The 17,438-nt window shown below is 69.9% G+C and carries 21 protein-coding genes and 1 pseudogene; 5 read left to right on the top strand and 17 right to left on the bottom strand.

The genetic code is table 11. From position 1 onward, the window contains the following. The first annotated feature begins 61 nt into the window (after positions 1-61). Positions 62-934, top strand: coding sequence for a DNA-binding protein (locus QM809_RS10355; protein WP_415045695.1), 873 nt, complete (start codon positions 62-64; stop codon positions 932-934). A gap of 227 nt (positions 935-1,161) precedes the next feature. Here QM809_RS10355 and QM809_RS10350 read toward each other — a convergent pair whose 3' ends face one another. The 3 genes from QM809_RS10350 to QM809_RS10340 all read right to left on the bottom strand — a co-directional run bounded on the left by QM809_RS10350 (position 1,162) and on the right by QM809_RS10340 (position 2,894). Continuing rightward, the gene (locus QM809_RS10350; RefSeq protein WP_415045694.1) at positions 1,162-1,434 is read right to left on the bottom strand and encodes a hypothetical protein; all 273 of its coding nucleotides are present in this window, start codon (positions 1,432-1,434) and stop codon (positions 1,162-1,164) included. Positions 1,435-1,627: 193 nt separating this feature from the next. Continuing rightward, positions 1,628-2,215, bottom strand: a complete 588-nt coding sequence (locus QM809_RS10345) for a recombinase family protein (RefSeq protein WP_415045692.1) — start codon at positions 2,213-2,215, stop codon at positions 1,628-1,630. Between the two features lie 427 nt (positions 2,216-2,642). Next, complete coding sequence (locus QM809_RS10340) at positions 2,643-2,894, bottom strand: hypothetical protein (RefSeq protein WP_415045691.1); 252 nt, start codon at positions 2,892-2,894, stop codon at positions 2,643-2,645. A 503-nt stretch (positions 2,895-3,397) separates the two neighbouring features. Here QM809_RS10340 and QM809_RS10335 point away from each other — a divergent pair. After that, positions 3,398-4,447 (top strand): NAD-dependent epimerase/dehydratase family protein, encoded by a 1,050-nt coding sequence (locus QM809_RS10335; RefSeq protein ID WP_415045690.1) that lies wholly within the window; start codon positions 3,398-3,400, stop codon positions 4,445-4,447. Between the two features lie 102 nt (positions 4,448-4,549). Here the strand turns inward: QM809_RS10335 and QM809_RS10330 are convergent. From QM809_RS10330 to QM809_RS10315, 4 genes and pseudogenes are all read right to left on the bottom strand, one after another. Then, positions 4,550-4,858: pseudogene (locus tag QM809_RS10330) on the bottom strand (acyl-CoA dehydrogenase family protein); the annotation flags it as partial. Between the two features lie 38 nt (positions 4,859-4,896). Further along, positions 4,897-5,550 carry a TetR/AcrR family transcriptional regulator gene (locus QM809_RS10325; protein WP_415047055.1) on the bottom strand — a complete coding sequence of 218 codons (654 nt, stop codon included), beginning with the start codon at positions 5,548-5,550 and terminating at the stop codon, positions 4,897-4,899. A gap of 103 nt (positions 5,551-5,653) precedes the next feature. After that, complete coding sequence (locus QM809_RS10320) at positions 5,654-5,794, bottom strand: hypothetical protein (protein ID WP_415045689.1); 141 nt, start codon at positions 5,792-5,794, stop codon at positions 5,654-5,656. A 37-nt stretch (positions 5,795-5,831) separates the two neighbouring features. Continuing rightward, positions 5,832-6,998 (bottom strand): oxygenase MpaB family protein, encoded by a 1,167-nt coding sequence (locus QM809_RS10315; protein WP_415045688.1) that lies wholly within the window; start codon positions 6,996-6,998, stop codon positions 5,832-5,834. 222 nt (positions 6,999-7,220) lie between these two features. Here QM809_RS10315 and QM809_RS10310 point away from each other — a divergent pair, with 222 nt between their 5' ends. After that, positions 7,221-7,709, top strand: a complete 489-nt coding sequence (locus QM809_RS10310; protein WP_415045687.1) for a dual specificity protein phosphatase family protein — start codon at positions 7,221-7,223, stop codon at positions 7,707-7,709. Positions 7,710-7,881: 172 nt separating this feature from the next. On the opposite strand, the gene QM809_RS10305 is transcribed toward QM809_RS10310, so the two are convergent. Genes QM809_RS10305 through QM809_RS10290 form a run of 4 tightly spaced genes read right to left on the bottom strand, consistent with a single transcriptional unit; the run spans position 7,882 to position 10,422 of the window. After that, positions 7,882-8,739 (bottom strand): hypothetical protein, encoded by an 858-nt coding sequence (locus tag QM809_RS10305; protein ID WP_415045686.1) that lies wholly within the window; start codon positions 8,737-8,739, stop codon positions 7,882-7,884. A gap of 2 nt (positions 8,740-8,741) precedes the next feature. Beyond that, positions 8,742-9,368, bottom strand: coding sequence for a hypothetical protein (locus QM809_RS10300; RefSeq protein ID WP_415045685.1), 627 nt, complete (start codon positions 9,366-9,368; stop codon positions 8,742-8,744). After that, on the bottom strand, positions 9,365-10,219 hold the full coding sequence (locus tag QM809_RS10295) for a hypothetical protein (protein ID WP_415045684.1): 855 nt from the start codon (positions 10,217-10,219) through the stop codon (positions 9,365-9,367). Before QM809_RS10295 ends, QM809_RS10300 begins: the two co-directional genes overlap by 4 nt. Next, on the bottom strand, positions 10,216-10,422 hold the full coding sequence (locus QM809_RS10290) for a hypothetical protein (protein WP_415045683.1): 207 nt from the start codon (positions 10,420-10,422) through the stop codon (positions 10,216-10,218). The genes QM809_RS10295 and QM809_RS10290 overlap by 4 nt, the downstream gene beginning before the upstream one ends. A 125-nt stretch (positions 10,423-10,547) precedes the next feature. On the opposite strand from QM809_RS10290, the gene QM809_RS10285 reads away from it, so the two are divergent. Both QM809_RS10285 and QM809_RS10280 read left to right on the top strand, forming a co-directional pair. Next, complete coding sequence (locus QM809_RS10285) at positions 10,548-10,796, top strand: hypothetical protein (RefSeq protein ID WP_415045682.1); 249 nt, start codon at positions 10,548-10,550, stop codon at positions 10,794-10,796. Continuing rightward, entirely contained in the window at positions 10,784-12,121 is a 1,338-nt protein-coding gene (locus QM809_RS10280) for a type IV secretory system conjugative DNA transfer family protein (protein WP_415045681.1), read from the top strand. Before QM809_RS10285 ends, QM809_RS10280 begins: the two co-directional genes overlap by 13 nt. A 55-nt stretch (positions 12,122-12,176) precedes the next feature. Here QM809_RS10280 and QM809_RS10275 read toward each other — a convergent pair whose 3' ends face one another. From QM809_RS10275 to QM809_RS10250, 6 genes are all read right to left on the bottom strand, one after another. Next, positions 12,177-12,632, bottom strand: a complete 456-nt coding sequence (locus tag QM809_RS10275) for a hypothetical protein (RefSeq protein ID WP_415045680.1) — start codon at positions 12,630-12,632, stop codon at positions 12,177-12,179. Between the two features lie 3 nt (positions 12,633-12,635). Further along, positions 12,636-12,869, bottom strand: coding sequence for a hypothetical protein (locus tag QM809_RS10270; protein ID WP_415045679.1), 234 nt, complete (start codon positions 12,867-12,869; stop codon positions 12,636-12,638). Between the two features lie 2 nt (positions 12,870-12,871). Continuing rightward, positions 12,872-14,593 (bottom strand): hypothetical protein, encoded by a 1,722-nt coding sequence (locus QM809_RS10265; protein WP_415045678.1) that lies wholly within the window; start codon positions 14,591-14,593, stop codon positions 12,872-12,874. A 1,081-nt stretch (positions 14,594-15,674) separates the two neighbouring features. After that, positions 15,675-16,973: a DUF2637 domain-containing protein gene (locus tag QM809_RS10260; protein WP_415045677.1), complete on the bottom strand. Its 1,299-nt coding sequence runs from the start codon at positions 16,971-16,973 to the stop codon at positions 15,675-15,677. Then, complete coding sequence (locus QM809_RS10255; RefSeq protein WP_415045676.1) at positions 16,970-17,215, bottom strand: glutaredoxin family protein; 246 nt, start codon at positions 17,213-17,215, stop codon at positions 16,970-16,972. Before QM809_RS10255 ends, QM809_RS10260 begins: the two co-directional genes overlap by 4 nt. Continuing rightward, a complete protein-coding gene (locus QM809_RS10250) occupies positions 17,212-17,436 on the bottom strand; it encodes a hypothetical protein (RefSeq protein ID WP_415045675.1) in 225 nt (74 codons plus the stop codon). Before QM809_RS10250 ends, QM809_RS10255 begins: the two co-directional genes overlap by 4 nt. Positions 17,437-17,438 lie beyond the last annotated feature (2 nt).

Here is a 17,438-nt window from a genome sequence, read left to right as displayed (position 1 = left end):
ATCATCGATACATGCGGTACCAGTACCAGTACTGGTACCCGACACGAGAGAGGTACGACTCATGCTCGTCGAGAACACCCCAGACGCCCCCGAGACCGCCGACGACCGCGCCGCGGCCCTGGAGGCGGCCTGGCAGGAGCTCGTCGACGAGGGCTCCGAGCCCACGAACGCCCGGCTGCGCGCGGCCACCGGCTACGGTCAGACCACCGTGGCCGGCTGGGCCCGCGCCAAGCGTCGCGAGGTCGCCGCGGCAGCGCGCGGTGCCGCGCCCATGCCCGAGGGGCTGGTCGACGACCTGCGGCCACTGTGGGAGAGGGCCCTCGACATCGCCCGCGGTCAGCTCGCGGCCGAGCATCAGGCTCAGCTCACCGCGGCCGACGCCGAGGCCGACCGCGCGCTCGCCGCTCAGGAGATGGCCGAGACCCAGCTCACCACCACCACGGCCGAGCTGGGCGAGCTGCGGGTCGCGCTCGATGCCGCCGAGCGCGCCGCCGAGGACCTGCGCCGAGCCGCCGGCACCCACGAGGCGGCGATGTCCGCCGCCGAGGCCGCCCGCACCAAGGCCGAGAAGGCGGCCCGTGCGGCCGAGATCGCCCACGCCGAGATCGGCGGTGAGATCCGGGCCGTGCGCCTGGAGCTGGCCGCCGAGCAGACCGCCCGAGCCGAGCTGGCCGAGCGGCTGTCCGTCGTCACCACCGCCCGGGACGACGCTGCCGAGAACCTGCGGACCGCGCGGGCCGAGGTCGCCGACCTGACGCGGCGGCTCACCGAGGCCGACACCGAGCTGACCGCCGAGCGCCAGGCCGCGACCGAGGCCGGCGAACGCGCACGCTCAGCCGAGCTGGCCACCGAGCGCGCCGAGACCGAGGCGGCGACCCTGCGCGAGGTGCTCGCCGCGCTCCGGCCGGCCGGCGGCGACGAGAACGCCGAATAGAGAGAGCCCGCACCGGTGGGTACCGGTGCGGGTTCTTTCCCTGCTCGGATCAGGCTGCTCCCGGGCACCGGGAGCCCCCTGACGAAAACGCTCCACACACCCGTCCGCGCAGCTCATCCGGCAGGCCGGGTCCTTCGCGTACGACGCGCGCAACCCCTAGTGCTTGCGTCTGGTCAGGTCCCCCTTACCCTTGTCAATGTCGGCCTAGGCCGACATTCATCCGGCCACTATCCGAGGGGAGACATGCAGTCCGACTGCGACTCCGACTGCGACTCCGGCTGCGACTCCGGCTGCGACTCCGGCTGCGACTCCGGCTGCGACTCCGGCTGCGACTCCGGCTGCGACTCCGGCTGCGACTCCGGCTGCGACTCCGGCTGCGACTCCGGCTGCGACTCCGGCTGCGACTCCGGCTGCGACTCCGGCTGCGACTCCGGCTGCGACTCCGGCTGCGACTCCGGCTGCGACTCCGGCTGCGACTCCGGCGTAGGCGTTCCACTCATAGACAGATTCTGAACCATCCCGGCGGTCGAGCCTGTCAGCCACACGAACGGCACACTCCACCCCGCCGTCCGTAAGCCGTCCGTAAGCCGACCGTCCAGCGAGACAGTGTCGGCACCGCCCCTCGACCGCCGTCCGCCCAGCTCACCGAGTCTCATAAGACCCGTACGCCAGCGTGTCGCACTCGCGCCCGCTCTACGACGCGTCCTCCAGTACCCGGTAGATCGTCTGCCGACTCGCCTTGTGCAGCCGGGCCAGCCCGGCGATGCTCTCGCCGTTGGCGTGCGCCCGGCGGATCGCCGCGGCGGCCTCGGCGTCGAACCGGCGCGGCCGGCCGCCCAGGTTGCCGCCGCGCTTGCGCAGCAGCGCCCGCTTGACCTCGGCGCGCTCCTGCTTCAGCTCCAGCTCGTACTCGGCCATTGACGCCAGCACGCCCATCACCATCCGGCCGGCCGGAGTCGCGCTGTTCACCCCGTCGGTCAGCGCCAGCACCGACACCTCGCGGTCACGCAGGTCCTTCACCGTCGTCAGCACCTGCGCGGTGTCGCGGCCGAGCCGGTCGAGCTTCCACACGACCAGCGTGTCGCCAGGGCCCACGTCGGCCAGCGCCCGCGCCAGCTCCGGCCGGTCGTTCCGCTTACCGCTCATCTTCTCGCTGTAGATCGGGTCGCAGCCGGCCTTGCGCAGTGCCTCGATCTGCTGCTCGGTCGTCTGCCTCTTCGTCGACACCCGCGCGTACCCGATCAACCGTCCGGCGGCCTGATTCTCGCCGTTCTCGTCCATATAGTTATGGTACATAGTTTCTAGACAGTGCGACCAGGCGAAACGCACCTGTTTTCACGCCGTCTCGAAACGTAAGGGTTCCGGTGCATTTCGGTTGATGGGTGCCGGGTAGCTTCAGCCCATGAGCATCACGAACTCCCGGTCGGACACCAGCACTGTCGAGCGAGCCGGCGGACCAGCATGACCAAGAGAGGCATGCCCGACTGTAGTCCCCTATTCACCGAGCAGATGCGCAAGCCGGTAGCCGAAGCGGTCGCTCGCATACGAATGATCAACAAGCAGAACGACCAGATCAACGAATCCCTCGCAGCAGTACTCTCCGACCAACGCCGTGCAGGGCGCGATGGTCGCATGCGCGTTCCTTCGCTGCATCGACGAGGAGAGCCTGGCCAAGGAGAAGAAGGCGTCCTGATCGGGTGGCCAAGAGTCAGCGCAAGAACTCGCCGAGATCCGGTGGCGGCCCGGAGGGGTCGCCTGACCTCGCTGCCTGGCCCAGCCAACGCTCCAGCGCGCGCAGCGCATCGCCCGCAGCACGGTCGTCCCACCACGGCTTGTAGGTCCGCTGGAGGATCTGCTGGGCCCGGTACAGCACAAGCACGTCCGCTCGCAGCTGCTCGCGGCGCTGGTTGCTCAACGCCTTGGCGGCCTCATCTCGCAGCTTGAGCTGCCGGTCGCGCACCTTACCCGGCTGGCGCTCGAAGGATCCTCGAAGGCGTCGCCGCCGGCGAGCGCACCGAGCGGTCGCTGATCCTGGACCTGGCACTCGCGCCGGCCGAGGACCGGCACCGCGACATCAGCAGCAAGCCCAAGTCCGGATTGGAGGCCGCGCCGTCTCGCACGCGATCGTCACCGAGCGAGAGCCGTCTCCGGGCCCGTCGCGACCGCGACGAGTCGATCCGTCAGATCGCCGCCGGGGTCGGGGTGTCGGTGGGCACGGTCCACAAGGTGCTCCCAGCCAAGGCCGAGGGTGCCGCTTCGTAACGGGTCCGATCGTACCCCCGGTCACCCGCTTCGTGAGAAAACCTCACTGCCGCTGCGGGCGGAGGTTAGTCTGGACGCTATCGGCCACCTCGACGTCCATGTCGGCGACCACTTCGAGCGCACCATGACCGATCGACCGGTCTTCTTACAGCACCGTGTGCCGGTCGCAGGCTGACCACCGAATTTATATGAGAAGAGAACATGACCGAGATCGACTCGAATGCACCCGTCCTCGTCACCGGTGGTAGCGGCTACCTGGCCAGCTGGATCGTCCGCTATCTGCTCGAAGACGGCCGGACGGTGCGCGCTACGGTCCGCAACCCGCGTAAGCCCAAGGGACTCGAGCACCTGCACGTGCTGGCCGAGGAACATCCCGGCCGGCTGACCCTGCACGCGGCGGACCTGCTGGCCGAGGGCAGTTTCACCGAGGCCATGGACGGGTGTGAACTGGTGATCCACACGGCCTCGCCGTTCCTCATGGGTAAGCTCGACGATCCGCAGGAGCAGTTGATCCGGCCTGCTCTGGAGGGCACCCGGAACGTGTTGAACAGTGTGAACGCCATTGATTCGGTCAAGCGTGTGGTCCTGACCAGTAGCGTGGCGGCGATCCATGGCGACAACATCGACATGCGGGGCAAGGACTGCTTCACCGACGCCGACTGGAACACCACCAGCAGCGCGTCGCACCAGGAGTACAGCTATTCCAAGACCGTCGCGGAGAAGGAGGCGTGGCGGATGTGCGAGGCCCAGGACCGCTGGGATCTGGTCACGGTGCACCCGGGCCTGGTGCTCGGGCCGTCGCTGACCACCAGCAGCGCCTCCGGCAGCATGACCACCATCGGCCACTTCACCGACGGTTCGATGATCCTGGGCGCACCGGCTCTGGAGATAGGTTTGGTCGACGTCCGGGACGCCGCCCGCACGCATATCGTCGCCGGGTTCACCCCTGCCGCGCACGGCCGCTACATCGCGAACGCCGAGACGGTGAGCCTGCTCGACATCGGCACCACGCTCCGCGGAGCGTTCGGTAAACGATGGACCTTTCCCACTCGCGAACTGCCCAAGCCTCTGATCAAGATCGGCGCGCCGATCGGTGGGCTGACCCGCAAGTTCGTCGACCTCAACGTCGGCTGGCCGCTGTGCTTCGACAACTCGCGTACACGCCGGGAACTCGGTATGGAGTTCCGAGACACGAAGACCACGATCGTCGACCACTTCCAGCAGATGATCGACGACGGAATCGTCACCTAGACCCGCGGTCCCGAACCCGCGACGGCGAGATCCCGAGGACATCGGCTCCTGAGATCTCGCCGTCGTGCATCCGGTTCGGAGGAGTCACCGCCCCCCGGATGCTCAGTACGACTTCGGCAGACCGAGGCTGGTCTGGGCGACGAAGTTCAAGATCATCTCACGGCTGACCGGGGCGATCCGCAGGATGCGCACCAGACCGAGCATGGGAGCGATGCCGTACTCACTGGTCAAACCGTTGCCGCCCAGAGTGTGCACGGCCTGATCGACCGCCTTCACCGCGGTCTCGGCAGCCAGGTACTTGCCCATGTTGGCCGGTTCGGCAGCACCCCAGTCATCACCGGCAGGGCTTGCCGCTCTCGGCGACGACACGTTCACCGGAGTCGTGCACACGGCCGACTGCTCCGGCAGTCCGAAACAATCGCCGGCTCCGGCCCGCTGTACTGCTCGCCTCAGGCGAGGCGGGGGGTGCTGTCACCGGGTGTGACGGCATTGCGTTGTTCGAACCGCTGCAGTACCGGCAGGACCAACCGCATGATCGTGTCGATGCTGTCGTCGAACGAGCTGGTCGGCATGATCGCATGGCTGATCATGGCGCGGAGGTACATGTCGACGTAGGCATGCAGATCGTCCGGGTCGATACCGATGTACGCCTCGTCGACGAGTTCGGAGAGTTCGTCGGCCGCACGGCGGAGCAGCCGGGGACCGTGCTGCGTCACCAGCGGCAACACAGTGGCGGCGATGTCGTCGCTTGCGAGGATCGCCCGCATCAGCGGACTCTCACTGAGCGAGGAGAGCATGGTCGCTGTCGCCTCACGCAGAGCCGACTCCGGATCGTCCGGATTACGGTCGCGGGCCTCGAGGCCGAGTCGGAAGATCCGGTCGACCTCGGCGTCGACGTAGGCGTGCGCGAGCTGATCCTTGGTGCCGAAGTACTTGTAGAGCGTCGGTTTGCTGATGCCCGTCCGCGCGGCGATGTCGGACATCCGGGTGCGCGCCCAGCCGCTCGTGCGCACCAGCTCGATCGTCGCCTGCATGGCGACGTCGTGCAGCAGCGCCCTGGTCTTGCCCGAGAAGGTCGCACGACAACCCGCCGACGACTTCATATCCGCCACTGGAACACTCCTGAATCGGTGTTCGAGTCGTGTCGTTCCACCCGGAGAACCGGATGGAACGACACGAACTCGAGACTGTGGATGCCTTGCGAGGTCAGCGAGCACCGATGAAGTGCTCGGACCCCTCCAGGCCCTCGTTGCTCGAGACCGCGCCGAGACCGAACACCCGCTCCTCCTGCATCTTCCGGAAGTCCAGGTGCGCCTGCGACGGACCGCACGCGCCGCGTGGAGTCACGATCGTCTCGCGCTCGGCCGGGACGCCGACCGCACGCTCACATCGCGCCGATGTGCTCCTGCGATTCGACGAGTCCTTCCTCGCTCGGCGCCTGACCGTCGTCGAACACCCGCTGATACTGCTTGGCGCGGAAACCCAGGTGCGCCTCCCGCGGAACGTCGTAGCCGTACCTGGCCTGTGCCTCCCGCGGAGTCGTCGTGACCGGCTTCTCCGCTTCGACACCGAGGACCGCGGGGATCGCCGACGGAAGCGCCTGCGGGGAGAGGACGCTCATCAGGAAATACTTCAGCACGAACGACCGTTCGATCACCTGATGGACAGCCCAGGTGGCGGGGATCGCGACGGCATTGACCAACGGCCCCTGCCGGATCGCCAGGAGATCGCGCATGTACTTCGGGTAGGTGGCGATGACACCCTTGGAGAGGATGAACGTCAACGGCAGGAACGGAGCCCGCTGCCACCTCGACATCGTCGGCGGCAACGCGACGTGCAACGCCAGGATGAACTTCACCATGTCGACCGCCGCCTCCGAGGACGCCAGATGCGGGCGCTTCTCCTCGAAGTAGGCCACGACCTCCGCCCGACTGCGCGGCACCCGATCCGGATCGATCGTCTGCAGTTCGGCGGCGCGAGCGCACTCGTCCCAATACCGCAGCTCCTCAGCCGGCGCGAGTTTCCCGCCGCCGAACTTCTCATAGCAGTACAGGATCGAATGCCACGCCGTCACATGGATCCACAACTGCGACTCCGGGTCGTTCGCATCGTAGCGGCCACCGGTCACCGGGTCGGTGCCGATCGCCTTGGAATGGACCTTGACCAGCACATCGGCGGCCTTCGCCGTCGGCCGTGAGGCGCCGAAGGTCACCTGACTGAAGTACGCCATCGTCCGCCCGTACCGGGTGTGCGTCCGATACTTGACCCCACCGGACTGGACCACCGCGGCGGTCAGGTTCGGGTCCAGATGCTCGATGGTCACCGAACGCACGAAACCCAAGATCAACGACGAGGAGTGGGACCAGACCTTCCACGACACCGAATCCGGGCCGAAGAACCCGTAGTCCTCGGCCCGACCGTACTTCTCGGCCACCTTCCGGCGGGTGTCGATCAGCGGCACCCGCGGCCACTTGTACGAGGGGTCCTTCGTCGACGACGCCTTCGTCAGTGCGCCGGGCACCTTCGCCAGGGTCTCGATCGGTGAAAACATCTCTCTCTTCTTTCCGCGGACAGCTCCGCACCGAGCACTGAGTGGGCTGGTTCGCCACCCGATTCCACGATCACGAGAGATACTGGAAACCCATGAACGTCATCATCGTTAACGAACTTGAGGAAACCGTAAACCAACCAACGGCCGGTGGCAAGGTTTCCGGCAAACCCGGAGCAACGAGTTCGTCGACATACACCTGAACCCGCTGCAGGAAGGAACCGCATGAGCCGCCCCCACCGCGGATCACTCATCACCGCCAGGATGGCCGTCGAGTTCAGCGACGGCGACATCGAGATGCCCATGTTCAGCGAGATCGCCGAGGGGATCTGGCAGGCAGGATGCCCACAAGATGAGTTTCCGCTGCCCAGACGCTTCTCCCACGTCGTCAATCTGGCCGGCGCCATCGGCTACCGGACTCAGCGCGTCCTGGCGACCAACACCATCGTCGATATGGCCGACTCCAGCACTGCGAGCATGGCGCTGGTCGATCCGCTGGCCCGTCTGGTGGCCGCCCTCGCCGAGACCGACATGGTCCTGGTGCACTGCCAGGCAGGTCTCAATCGCAGCGGCGTCGTGGTGGCCCGCGCCCTCATGCACCGCGGCATGACCGCCGACGAGGCCATCACGACCGTCCGCGCCGGCAGGCACCCGAAAGCCCTCTACAACGAACACTTCGTCGCCTGGCTCCACGAGAATCCGATCGACCGATGACCGAAGAACAACCGACGACCCGGCACAGGGAGGACCACCTCGTGGAGCCGTCGCGGATCTGGATCATCCCCGACGTCCACGGAGTATCCGACAGCACGGATGCCGGATAGCGCCCAGGCGAAGACCCCGTGACCTGCGCGCGGTCACGGGGTCTTCGCATCCTCCTCGTCGTCTACTTCTCGGCCTCGTCCGGGACGTGCTCGACGACCGCCTTGGCGAGCTTGTCGCCGATCAGCGCGTACACCGTCCCCTCATCGGTGGCCGACGGCTTCAGCATCAGCACCTCGACCGGCTTCTCCTCCGATCCACTCTCGCCGACGACCCGGTACGGGCCGCCGGCGATCGTGTCGCAGGCGCCGCGCATATCGCGATCGCGCCCGTCGCCGTACGTCTCCCCGAGCGTCGCAAATCCACCGGTGATCGCGACCGTGGTCTTCCACCAGACGGCGTCGCCATTCGACTGCGCATTCGCGGTGCTGGCCACGTAGACCCCGAGCTGCTCGTCGCTGAGCTGCAGCATCGCGAGCTTGGCCTTCTGTCCCTCCTCCTCCGCATCGATGCGCCGCTTCGAAAATCCGTGCCCCATCGGGATCACGTCCGTCGTACGAAGCTGCGTCGTCGGCGTCGCCCCCTCCTCCGGCCACGCCGCGCCGGCGATCGCCTTACCGTCGCAGACCGCCCCGGTCACCCGGCGGGCGGTGGCCTTGGCCGCGCTCGCCTTCGCCGAGGCCGAACTCATCGCCGGCGCCGCCGCGCTGCTCACCGCGCTCTTCACGTCCCCGGCGGTGTTGCGGTCCCCGATCTGGCTCATGGCGTAGGCCAGGCCGCCCCCGAGGCCCAGGACGACCACCGCCGCACCGGCGATCAGCGCCTTCGGGATCCGCACCCCGCCGCCCGGCACCTCTGCCAGCGTGGCCGCCTCGGTGGTCGACGCGGCGGTCGGCGCCGGCGGGGCCGGCTGTTCGACGGCCTCGAAGTCCTCCAGCTCGGACGGGTCGATCGGGTCGCCGTTCTCATCGACGTACTTCATGGTCAGTCCTCCTTGGTCTTGCGGCGCATGACGACGACCGCTTCAGTGGTTTCGGGTACCGGCGCCGCCACGGGTGCGGCCGCCGGTCGCGGTGCCGGCGGCTCGGCGGGAGCCGGCTGCCGGAGCGCGTCGGGATTGAGCACACCGCGGCGCTTCAGCGGATCGGCGTAGGTCCGCAGCAGGTTCGGCGCGACGATGAACGCGCCCACGATGGCTCCGCAGGCGCCCGCGATGAAGACGTTCTGGAAGACGGTCAGCGCGGTGGTCACGCCCGCCCGCAGCACCAGGAAGGCGATCGCGTAGGCGAACGCCAGCAGCACCATCCGCAGCACCGACGAGCGGCCCATCCACTCCCGGTACTCCCCTGCCACGCGAGTCAGCAGGCTCTTGGTCTCGGTGAAGCTCTCCTGGTTACCGCCCTTCGGCGTCGTGATGACCCCCTTGCTCCACAGCATCCGGATGATCTGCACGAACATCACGCTCAGTCCGGTGCCGGCCAGCTCGGCGTACCCGCCGTCGGCCACGGCCCAGGCCAGGCAGCCCACGCCGCCGAAGAACAAGATCGTCGCCACCAGTCGGACGATCTCGGTCGCCCCGCTGGAGATGTGCACCTCGATCGGCTGAGTCATGCCGACCCCTCCTTCTTCTCTGTCTCGATGTCGACGTCGTCGAGGTCGGTCAGGGCGACCAGCTCGGCGAGGTCCTCCTCATCCGGCAGGTTCGGCGTCATGAAGCACGTGAGGTCGTCCTCGTCCTCGTCGTCGGCCGCCAGCTTCACGACCGGCTCCGGCGTCGGGGCGGCGGCCGGTGCGACCTCGGCGACCGGCTCGCCGGCCAGCGGGTCGAGCTTCACCCGCTCGGCGTCCGGGGTCTCCCGCCAGCTCCCGTCCGAGTTCTTCTCCGGCGGTGCCACCGCGTCGGCCGGTACCGCGCCCCAGGCCCACGCCCACAGCAGCCAGGCGACCGTGACCAGGGCGAACACCGCCTGCCACAGCAGCCACGCCCACCAGGGGCCGAGGTCGATCAGGGTCAACGGGAACCGGCGATCCAACCGCACCGCCACCCCCAGCGGCACCCCGCAGGCCGCCAGCACCGCGGCCAGGGCGCCGGCCGCGGTCCCCCAGGCCCGCCAGCCCCGCCGGCCCACCCGCGGGGCCCGCTGCCAGAGCAGCCGGTAGACCCCGCGCCCGGCCGCCACGCCGGGGCCGGCCACCACCGCGCCGACGACCAGGCCCGCGCCGAGGGCGACCTTGCGCCCGGTACGGCGTTCGCCGTCGTCGTTCGTGGTCCACCGGCGCCACCACCACGGCGTGATCTCGTCGACCAGCTGGCTCTGCGCCACGCCCGTGTCGGCGCGCGCGGCCCGGCGGGCGTCGCGGGCGAGGATCTCCGCCCGCCGCCGGCGTCCGGTGCCGGCGCGCGAGCCCTCCAGCAGAGCCGCCGCGCGCTCGCGCTCCCAGCGGTAGGCCGGCCCGGTCACCGGACGCCGCCCAGGCACCGATCCAGGGCCGCCTCGTCGGCGATCGGCAGGCACGCGCGGATCTGCTCGCGGTGGTCGTCCACCCGCGCCCCGCCGGTGATCCCGCCGCCGACGAACCCGCCCAGTACGAAGATCGCCAGTGCCGCGAGCGCGTAGCCGGCCCGGCGGCCGGTGAGCAGACCCGGCTTCGAATTCTTGCTCATCAGGTCTCCTTTCTCTCGAACTCTCGTACGCCTCTTTCACGCTGGTCAATACGGTACCCCGGTAGGGTATCGTTGTAAACATGCAGTTCAGACAGCATTTCGACGACAGGACGTGAGGAATTATCGTGAAGAAACTCGACGCGAAGCAGGTCGTGCCGCTGACCAGCGACGAAGCGGCCGAATTGCGTACCGCGGCGAAAACCCGGTCGCTCACTCAGGGCCTGTTCGCCCGGACCCTGGTCGTCGACGGGCTGGCCCGCCTGGCCGCCGGCGACGCCGGGCTCGACGCGGCGATCGAGGCCGAGAAGACCGCCGCGGCGGCGCGGATCTCCGCCGGCGCCCGCGCCGCGGTGGCCCGGCGATGGGAGCGGTGATGGACGCCCCCTACGCCGGCCTCGTCGACGGACGGCCGGTCGACCACGGCCAGCCACACGTGCTCGTGTCCGGTCGAACGGGCTCGGGAAAGAGCCGTACCGTCTTGGCCCCCAACATCGTCATGTGGGGCCGCCGCCCGGTGGTCTGCGTCAGCTCGAAAGGCGACTTGGCGGAACTGACCGCGCCGAAGCGGTCGACCCGCGGCCCCTGCTACCTCATGGACCTGTCCGGCGAGGTCCGCGACGACGAGCTCGGCGGCGCCCCGGTCACCCGCGTCGCCTCCGACCCCACGGCGCTGATCACCGACGACGACTCCGCCCTGGAGCTCGCCGCGCTCCTGCTGGAAGTCGGCTCCCTCGGCGGCGGCGACAAGGGCGGCGGCGACAGCTTCTGGCAGGCCCTGGCAATGCGGCCCCTCGCGGCGATCCTGCAGGCCGCCGCCGGCTACCTCGACCCCGACACCGGCGACCCCGTCCCCGGCGGCGGCGTCCGGTGGGCGCTGGCCGCCTGCGAGAACCCCGGCGGCGCGGGCGACGACGACGAGGAGACCGACGTCGTCGACCTGACGACCGCGAGCTGGGACGTCGCGATCCTGCGGTGCGCGAGCATCGACTCCCACCACGGCGACTCCCTGCTCGCGGCGAAGATGCTCGACCCGAAGCAGCGGGACTCGATCGGCATCAACGCGCGCGTGGCCCTGGGCGCCTGGGCGCTGCGCGCCGTGGCCGGCCGCGGCGAGCTGGCGCCGTTCCGACCCGAGATGCTCGAAGCGCCCGGCGCGACGCTCTACATCGTCTCGCCGCTGGCCGGGGCCGCCGCGCCGGCGGCCAGCGCCGCGCTGACCTCGATGGTCAACCACTGGCGCAAGAGGGTCGGGAGGCTGTCACCGCTGCTCATGGTCATCGACGAGCTTCCCAACACCTCGCCGCTGCCCCGCCTGGCCGCGTGGATCGGCGAGGCCCGCGGCCTGGGCATCCGCATCGTCGCCGCGGTGCAGGCGTCCTCGCAGTTCGAGCCCCGGTGGGGCTCGGCCGGGCTGAAGGTGTTGCGCGACATCTTCCCGGCGGCGCTCATCCTCCCCGGCGCCCCCGAGCGCGAGCTCCTGGAGCAGGCGGCGTGGAGCGTCCCGGCGGCCGAGCGGGTCACGGGCTCGCTCGGTGCCGACGGACGGGCCTCCCAGTCCCGCGACAAGGTGACCGCGATCGAGGCCGCCGAGCTGCTCCCGCGCGAGAAGGGCGAGGGCCGGCTGCTCCTCGGCGGCACGCCCGGCCACCTCGTGAAACTGGTCGACATCGCCAAGACCGACCTGCTCCAGTATCCCTGACAGACGACGACCGGCGGCACTCGACGAGTGCCGCCGGTCCTCTCGTGCAATGCCGCTACATCGACGCCGCCCGCTCCTGCTCGGCGGACCGCGCGCGGACCTGCGAGCTCCGGTTCGCCTCGGCCACCCGCGAGCGGGCGGCGTCGACCCGCTCGCGGACCTGTTCACCGCGCTGCGCCGGCGCCGTGGCCGCCGGGGTCTTCGCCGTCACCGAGGCGGCCTCGGCCCGGCGCTGCTGCTCGGTCTGGTCGTCGGCCCTGGCCCGCCGCGCCCGCTCGGCCGCGGCCCGCTCGTCGCGACCGCGCGCCTCGGCCACGGCGACCGCGTCCTCGCGGGCCGCCTTCTGATGCGCCCGGCTGCGCTGGAGCTGGGTCTGAGCCTGCCGGTACTCGTCGCTGCCGAGCGCGGCCTCGCCGAAGCGCTGCTTGATCAGCTCCTCGCCGCCGGGCTGCGCGAGCAGGCGGCGCATCGTCGTGAGCCGGTCCGAATCCAGCGCGGTCGTCTCGGTCATGGTCTATCCCTTCCCGCCGGCGCGAGCCAGCGTGCGGTATGTCTGTGCCTGCTCGCGGAGTGCGCGAGCCTGCTTCTTGTAGTCGTCCGCGGTGTCGAGGCTCTTCACGAAGGCGTACGATCCGCCGCCGTACCACCTCGCAGCCCGGTCGTATCTGTCGTCGGCCTGCGCCTCCAGCAACGCCGCCCGCTGGTCGAGAAGGTCGGCCTCGGCCGCCCACCCGAGGAAGTCGGTCATCATCAGTCCTGTCCGTAGCCCTGATCGTTCTGCGGTCCAGTCTGCCGCTGATTGACCTGACGGACCTGACCCTTCGTCCCGAGTACGCGCGCGTGGACCTCCTGGCGCCGCTGCGCACCCTCCAGGAGTTGCTTCCGGACGCCCAGAGACTCCGCCTCGACCAGGATGTACTTCAGCTCCCCCTCCACGTCCGGCTCCCACACCGGCATCTGCAGTTTCCGCGTCTTCTCGTACTCCGCGAGCCGGACGTCGGCGGCCTCGCGCCCGGCGGCCTCGTACTCCTCGACCCGCTCAGCGGCCTCGGCGAGGGTCCGTGCGGCCTCGGCGTCCGCCTGCCGGCGTGTGTTCGCGGCCTCGCGTCGATCCGCCGCCGCAGCGTCGACGTCCGTCTTCATCTCCGTGCGCACCGCACTCTCGACCTCAGCGCGCACCCGGCGGCGCAAGGCAGGCTCGGTTTCCATCGCCCACACGGTCTCGGCATCGGACCGCCCCGCGGCGAGCCCCTCGGCGCGGCCGGCGGCGAGGGCCGCGGCCCGCTCCGTCGCGATCGCCGCCGCGCGCTCGTCGAGCCCCTTCGCGCGGGCGACCAGAGCGTCCAGGTCCGCGAGCATCCGCTCCCGGTCCCGATCGAGATCGGCCGAGGACGCCTCGACCTGACCCGCGTACGCCGCCAGCTCCGTCGTCGCGGTCTCGATCAGGGCCTCGCGGGCTTCCAGGCGCTCCATCTCCGCGGCGACGAAAGCGACCTTCTGTTCCATCTCGGCGCGCTCGGCGTCCAGCGCCTGCTTCTCGTTGGCGACCTCCAGCCGTTCGGTCTCGCTGGCGCCGAACGCCTGCTTGTCCAGACTCGTACCCCGAGGATTCACCTCCAGCTCGATGTCGAAGCCCGCCTCGATGAGCCGCTCGCGATACCGCTCCTGGTACCGGCGCATCTTCGTCGCACCGGTGATCTGGACCTGCTTCTCCTTCCCGTCGACGACCCGGGTCTCGGTCACCTCCCGACTCTGCCCCCACATCTGCTGAGCCTCGACCCGCAGATCCTCGCTCGCCCGCACCGGCTCGCCGGTGGTCCGCCGCAGCCGCGCACCGTCGGCGTCGGTCAGATAGCCGTAGCCGTCGATGCCGGCGACCTGACCGGCGGCGATCTCCGGCGCCGCGACCAGACGCCCGTCGTCGTCGAGCGCGACGATCTTGTCCAGGGTGAGCTGTCGCTTGTACTTGACGATCGGCTCGCCGTCGGTGTCGAGCATCACCCCGTCGGCACCGACCAACAACTCTTTGTGGATCGGCGCGAGGGTGTCGCACATCCAGTGGACGTGCACGGCGGATTCGTCGAAATTCCACACCACACCGTGCACCGCATCGTGACCGCCGGTGAGCACCTCTCCGGTCAGATGCGCGTGAGTCTCCTCGAACCACCGCTGCACCTCGGCCCGTCCGGCCTCGTCGTCCGGCATGACCCAGCGGCTGCGTCGGCCGACTTCCTTGCCATCCTTGAGGACGGGATAGAAGCCCGGAACCTCCACCAGAAGGCTCTTCGGCACCCACGAGACGATGGTCGTGGTCTCGAACGCTTGTTCGTGCCATTTTCGCTTCACCGCGTCGATGCGGGCATCGCCGTAGTCGAGCACCGGCTCGACGCCGTCGTCCGGGGTCAGCTCCCGGAAACCGCCGTCGCCGTCGTTGACGAAGGCCCGATTCAGAATGCGTGTCCGCGGCGACAATGCTGGGATTGCGCGCGGCCTGCCGCGCGGCGTCCGACGCCTCCAGCGCCCGCATCGCCTCCCGCAGGAGCCGGCCGCGCTCACCGCGCGTGCACGAGGACGCCGGCTCTCCCGCGCCGGCCGAGCCGTGGCGCAGATGCGCGACGTTGAAGCCGCCGCGGCTCTCCGCACTCACGGTCGTCTCCTCCCTCGCCGCACGGCCCGGGGCCGCCTGACGGCGTCCGCCGCTCGCCGTCGCCGCGGGGCCCTGGCGATCGCTTCGCTCCGCCCGCCCACGACGCCGACGAGCGGCAGCTGACTTCGGGTACGGCGGGGCCCCGCGGCGACGGCGAGCGGCCCGGCTCCGCCGTCCGTCACACCGCTGCTCCCCACCGTACCCGAAGTCAGCTTTTAGCTCCCTAAAGTCAATCTCTCCGCTGCGCTCCGACATTGACTTTCACGGTCGCCCTCCGGGGGAGCACGGCGGCGCTGGCGCGCCGGGAAGGGCCGGTGCCGCTGACACGGCGATGAGCGCGGCTGACGCCGCGAGAGACGACGCGGGTCGCCCCGCGGAGAAGACCGCCCCGGCCGCGTCCGCTGGAGCTCGACCCGAGCCCGCCGGCGGACGACGGCCGACGGACACGGCCTACGAGGTCGCCGAAACGGAGGGTGCACCACTCGCCCTTATTCCATATTTTTCCCCGGAGCTACAGTCTGAGAGCCCACTGAGATTCACACCGCGAATACGCATAAGCGCAGGTCAGAACCCGCGTCATGACCCCCTCTCCACCCTCGCGGGTACCGCTCACCCCCACCTGCGATGTGGCTCGCACATATCTGACGACAGATGTATTCACACAGGTCACAGCACTGGCCGCTGCGAGGGGTGGGTACGGCGACGTGACTCAGCCTCCGCAGGGTCCGGATACCTGCGAGAAGGGCTAATTCAGGCTTCGGCGACTCCCGCGGGGATCCACCGGCGCGGATGCGACGAGTCCCCGGCGACCGATCGTCGCCGGGGACTCGATTCCCTCCGAATCAGAGCTACTCAGTAGCCGTAGACGTGGTCGACCGGCCGGTCGCTCATCCGCATCTCCTCCTCCTACTCGGTGCCGACGACGACCAGTTGCGGTGTGCCGGTGAGCGCGGCCGCATAGACCGGATCCAGATCCGCGGCGGTCTCGACCCAGCGTCGCGCCGTGTTGTGCGAGCCGACGCCGATCCGCCGGGCGACCTCGCGCCAGCCCACGCCCTCCTGCCGCAGCCGCAGTGCGATGCGCAGCCCCTCGGCCACGGCATCGGTCTCCAGGTCGATGCCCTTCGCCTCGCGCAACCGCTCGGCCAGCGCCAGGAAGTCCGGCTCACGGACCGGTCCGTGGTCAGCGGTCAACGAAGCCTGGTCCGTCTGGTCCACGGTCGACGGGCTCTCGATCAGCTGGTCCACGTACTCACTCTCCCCGGCCACCGAGACCTGGTCCACCTGCTCCGCGGACCAGTGGTCCGCGTACTCGTCGACCACCGTCCGGTCCGTGGTCCACGGGTCCGCGAGACCCCGGTCCACGGCCGTCCGGTCCGCGGTCACCGCGTGGTCCACCGAGCCGGTGACCACCGGCGCGGACCGGTCCACCGACTCGGCGGTCACCCCCTGACCGGGGTGGTCCGTCTCCCCGTGGACCACCTCCTGCGGCTGGCCCGCGACGACGCGGTCCACCGGGACGGCCACCTGGTCACCGGCGCTGACCTGCACGGACACAGGATGGTCCGCGTGGTCCACCCGGTCCATGACCGTCGACGGACCACCCGGGTCCGCCCGGTCCAGGACGTCGATGACCGCGGCCGGTGGACCGCTGACCACGGACCGGTCAGCGTGGTCCGCCGGGTGGTCCACCGGATCTGTCGCGGTGGTCACCGAGGCCGGACCACGGCGGGCCGCGGCCTCCTCGCGGTCCAGTCGCATCTCCGACTCCGCGATGACCACCGCCAGCGTCGCCGCCAGGATCACCGCGTCGATGATCAGCGGGACCAGCCACGCCAGCCGCTCGGACATCTCGCCGTAGGCCACCGCCATGTCCTTCAACGCCGCGAACGACAGGACGAACGCGATCACGGCGATGATCGCGAACACCCCGGCCACGATGCCGCGCAACCGCACCAGCCAGACGCGGCGATGACCCCAGTCCTGGATGAGCCCCACGAGCAGGTGCGTCGACAGCAGCAGCGACAGCGGAGCCATCACCGCCATCAACGCGATGGCGAACCTCGCCCAGTCGCCACCGTCACGGCTCATCGTCAACACCGCGTGAGTCCCGTTCAGCAGGATCGAGACCCCGGTGAACAACAGCACCAGCGCCCACGCCAGGGTCCGGTGATAGGTGTAGGGCGAGTCGCGGGCGTCCGTCATGCCGACACCCGCTCCCCGACGTCGGCCAGCGCCCGGATCCTCTCCGGCCGGAACCCCGACCAGTGCTCGGCACCGGCCACCACGACCGGGGCCGCACTGTAGCCGAGCGCCCGCACCGCGGCCCTGGCGGTCTCGTCGATGCTGAGATCGACGACGACGTACTCGATGCCGGCGCGGTCCAGGCCCCGCTTGGTGGCCTGGCACGGCCCGCACCCCGGCTGGGAGTAGAGGACGACGCTCATTCCGGATCACCGCCCCGAGTACGCCCACGGAGGATCTCGATGCCGTCCGGATGCGGCCGCGCGGCCGCGACGCCGGCCGTCCGGGTGTAGTCACCCCAGAACGCCCTCACGCTCGGATCCACGTCCGGGTCGCCGGCCGGCATCCGGCGCATCTGCTGCTCGAACGCGGCGCGGCTCATCGGAGCGGCGCCCCGGCGGCTCCTGCGCTGTTTGCGATTCATGT

Source organism: Gordonia sp. (in: high G+C Gram-positive bacteria) (assembly GCF_047600385.1).
In the GTDB taxonomy this organism is placed as follows: domain Bacteria; phylum Actinomycetota; class Actinomycetes; order Mycobacteriales; family Mycobacteriaceae; genus Gordonia.
The sequence above is the reverse complement of the archived record's forward strand: the minus strand, read 5'-3'. Positions and strand labels throughout refer to the sequence as shown.